This window comes from Micromonospora sp. LOL_015 (assembly GCF_048060275.1).
GTDB lineage: Bacteria > Actinomycetota > Actinomycetes > Mycobacteriales > Micromonosporaceae > Micromonospora_E.
Map to the genome: position 1 here is coordinate 1 of NZ_JBHMIO010000105.1, position 3,798 is coordinate 3,798.

The 3,798-nt window shown below is 70.2% G+C and carries 3 protein-coding genes; 2 read left to right on the forward strand and 1 reads right to left on the reverse strand.

What is annotated here, in order from left to right:
• Positions 1–92: 92 nt before the first annotated feature.
• Both ACFHWU_RS28750 and ACFHWU_RS28755 read left to right on the forward strand, forming a co-directional pair.
• A complete protein-coding gene (locus ACFHWU_RS28750) occupies positions 93–950 on the forward strand; it encodes a transglycosylase SLT domain-containing protein (protein WP_416592242.1) in 858 nt (285 codons plus the stop codon).
• A gap of 259 nt (positions 951–1,209) precedes the next feature.
• A complete protein-coding gene (locus tag ACFHWU_RS28755) occupies positions 1,210–2,817 on the forward strand; it encodes a peptide chain release factor 3 (protein WP_416553204.1) in 1,608 nt (535 codons plus the stop codon).
• Between the two features lie 225 nt (positions 2,818–3,042).
• Here ACFHWU_RS28755 and ACFHWU_RS28760 read toward each other — a convergent pair whose 3' ends face one another.
• The gene (locus ACFHWU_RS28760; RefSeq protein WP_416592243.1) at positions 3,043–3,693 is read right to left on the reverse strand and encodes a UDP-N-acetylglucosamine 2-epimerase; all 651 of its coding nucleotides are present in this window, start codon (positions 3,691–3,693) and stop codon (positions 3,043–3,045) included.
• Between the last annotated feature and the right edge of the window lie 105 nt (positions 3,694–3,798).

Genomic DNA, 3,798 nt, shown 5'->3' on the forward strand with positions numbered 1-3,798 from the left:
GACATAATCGTCAAGTGTCGATGACTGCCGTCAAGTCCTATTGAGTCCACGGATTGAGGCTCAGTCCCCGCTCGTCGTTCCCAGGAAGGAACATGATGGATCCCGATCGTCTCCCGCCCACCTCCGCCGGCGGCCGTCGGCGCCGTCCTCGGCTGGCGCTGGGCCTCGCCTTGCTTTCCGTCGTCGGCGCGGTCGCTCTCGCGGTGCCCGGCACGGCCAGTGCCGCACCGGACAGCGGTGCCGTCGACGGAGCTGTCCCGGCCAGCGTCGGCGAGCCCGCCACCACGCCGGCACCGGACACCGTCAGCGTCAACGCCGTCGGTATCGACCTGTGCGCCCAGGTGGGGTACGCCGCCGGGTTCCGGGGCAGCCCACTGGTCACTGCGGTCGCGGTGGCCATGGCGGAGTCCTCGTGCAACCCGTCGGCGGTCGGCAGCAACGGCCCCACCGCCGGATGTCCCTACGGATCATTGGACCGCGGTCTCTGGCAGATCAACAACTGCTACCACCCCACCGTGACCGACGCCTGCGCCTACGACGCCCAGTGCAACGCGAACGCCGCGTACAACATCTCCAGCGGCGGCAGCAACTGGCAGCCGTGGTCGACCTACAACAGCGGCGTCTACGCCAACCACCTGTCCGCCGCGCAGGCGGCGGTGAACCGGCTCGGCGGCGGCACACCGGGCGGCGTAACCGGAACAATCCTGGCCAGCCCGTGGCTCAACGTCCGGGCCGGCCCCAGCACCACGTCCGCCGTCGTCGGATACACCTACTACGGCAGTACGGTGACCATTTCCTGCTACACCTTCGGTGAGTATGTCGGCGGCGGGTACTGGCCGTCATCGACGTGGGACCGGATCACCGATCCGGCCACCGGTGCCACCGGATTCGCCGCGGACACCTGGATCAACACCACCCAGGACGTCAAGAGCATGGTGCCGTCCTGCTGATCCGTCACGTCGGACGGCACCGGTGAGCCGGCCGTGTTGTCCCCCTGCCCCACACCCTACGCCGGGCCGACACCGGCGTGCCGCTGGCGGCACGGGACAACACGGCCGGCTGCCGTGAGACGCCGAAGGCAGCCGACCGGAGCAGGTCGCCGCGCGGCAGCGGACTGAACCCGCGCCGACCGACAATCCGGCCCCTTACGTTAGAGTCCGGTCGTCGACCTGCCACCACACACGGGCGGCGAAAGGAGAAGGACGTCAGGTGTCGGGAACAGCGGAAGCCCTACGACCGGTCACGGCGGAGGCAGCGCGGCGGCGTACCTTCGCGGTGATCTCCCACCCGGACGCGGGCAAGTCCACCACCACCGAGGCCCTCGCGTTGCACGCTCGGGCGATCAACTCCGCCGGCGCCGTGCACGGCAAGGGCGACCGCCGTGGTGTGGTTTCCGACTGGATGGCCCTGGAGCAGCAGCGCGGCATCTCGATCACCTCGGCGGCGCTGCAGTTCACCTACCGCGACACGGTGGTGAACCTGCTCGACACGCCCGGGCACGCGGACTTCTCCGAGGACACCTACCGGGTGCTGACCGCGGTCGACTGCGCGGTGATGCTGCTCGACGCCGCCAAAGGACTGGAGCCGCAGACGCTGAAGCTGTTCGAGGTGTGCCGCCACCGCCGGGTGCCGGTGATCACCTTCATCAACAAGTGGGACCGACCCGGGCTGGAGCCACTCGAACTGCTCGACGAGATCGAGCAACGGATCGGATTGCGCTGCACCCCACTGACCTGGCCGGTCGGTGTCGCGGGGCAGTTCCACGGGGTGGCCGACCGGCGCACCGGCCGGATGGTCGCGTTCACCCGCACCCCGGGCGGGGCGAGCGCCGTCATCGAGGAAACCCTCACCGCCGACGAGGCCAGCCGACGGTACGGCACCGACTGGACCCAGGCGGTCGAAGAGCTGGACCTGCTCGCCGCCACCGGCGCCGAACACGACCGGGCCGCGTTCGTCGCCGCGACCACCACGCCTGTGTTGTTCGGCGCCGCGGTCACCAACGCCGGCGTACGCCAGCTCCTCGACGTGCTGGTGGACACCGCCCCCGCGCCGACGGCTCGACCGGACACAACCGGCACCCCCCGCGAACTGGACGCGCCGTTCGCCGGATTCGTCTTCAAGACCCAGGCCAACATGAACCCGGCCCACCGTGACCAGGTAGCGTTCGTCCGGGTCTGCTCCGGCCGGTTCGAACGCGGCATGGTCGTCACCCACGCCGGCACCGGCCGTCCGTTCGCCACCAAGTACGCCCAGCAGGTCTTCGGCCGCGACCGGGACACCATCGACGAGGCGTACCCGGGCGACGTGGTCGGACTGGTCAACGCCACCGCGCTGAGCATCGGCGACAGCCTCTACGCGCCTGGGCCGGCGGTGACATTCCCACCGCTGCCGTCGTTCGCCCCCGAACACTTCGTCGCCATCCGGGCCACCGACGCGTCGAAGTTCAAACGGTTCCGCCGCGGCATCGAACAACTCGACGGTGAAGGCGTGGTCCAGGTGCTGCGATCGGACCGCCGGGGCGAGCAGTCCCCGGTGCTCGCTGCGGTCGGGCCGATGCAGTTCGAGGTCGCCACCCACCGACTGGCGACCGAGTTCGGGGTACCAACCGCAGTCGACCATCTGCCGTACACCCTCGCCCGGCGCACCGAAGCGGCGAGCGTGGCCGGGTTGAACGCCGCTCCCGGGGTCGAGGTGATGACCCGGGTGCGTGACGGGGAACTACTCGCCCTGTTCCCCGACAAGTGGCGGCTGTCCACCGTCCGCAACCGCGACCCCGACCTGGTGCTGGAACCGTTGCTCGCCGATGCCGGGAGCTGACCTTGCGCACCACGTCATGCGGCAGGCCGGGCCGGCGACCGCCGGGCGGTGACCAGGTACGTGCGAACCTCGGGGTAGACGGGTGGCGCGGGGTTCACATCTCCCCCTGCTGAAGCAGAGAGTCTCGACACAGTCCAGCAGACCGTGCAGCCGCTCCAGCTCCACATGGCGGCCGACGAAGTCCGCCACGACCGGCAGCAGGTCGGGCATTGCACCGGCCGATTGTCATCGGGCTGCTCCTCGGCGCGGCCGCGTCCGACAGCCGTCCACCATCGCTCGCAGCGTCTGCTCGACCCGCTCAGCACCGACCGTGACCGAGAACACCTTGTCGCAGTAGGACCGACCAGCCTGCCCGAGCAGCTCGAGCTTCTCGCGGCCCAGGTCGCACGCTTCGCGCAGGGCGGTTCGGATCGAGTCCGGATCCCCCGACCGGGCGACGAAGCCGGCGCCGCTGTCCTGGGCGGCCGTCGCGGCGTCGCCCTCGGCCGCGACGAGCAGCGCCCGACCTGCCGCAAGGATCGCCCGCACCTTGCTCGGCATCGTGTACGCCGACATCCGGCGGGCCATCAGGGCGGCGATGGCACTGTTGGTGTCCCCGAGCACCAGCAGGGCGTCCGGCCGGCAGTCGTCGAGGGCGGCCTCGATGCCGACCAGGACGCCGGCGAGCACCCGACCGAGCGAGGTGGTGTCCACGCCCAGCGACCGGTCCGGCGGGCGCAGCCGCAGGTCGGTGAAGAAGACCTCGGAGAGGACCGGATCCCAGTTCTGCCCGGTGTGTACCAGGACATGGTCGACGGTGCGGTCCAGCCGGTCCATCACCCGGGACAGCCGGATGATCTCCGGCCGGGTGCCGACAACCGTCATCACGCGGGTCATGACCGACTCCTTATACGTGCCGATTCGGAAGGGCGGGGTCGTCACGCCCGTTACCTTTTTGATCGTCCCCAGCCGGGGACGGCTCGGTCGCCCGGCTCGGTATGA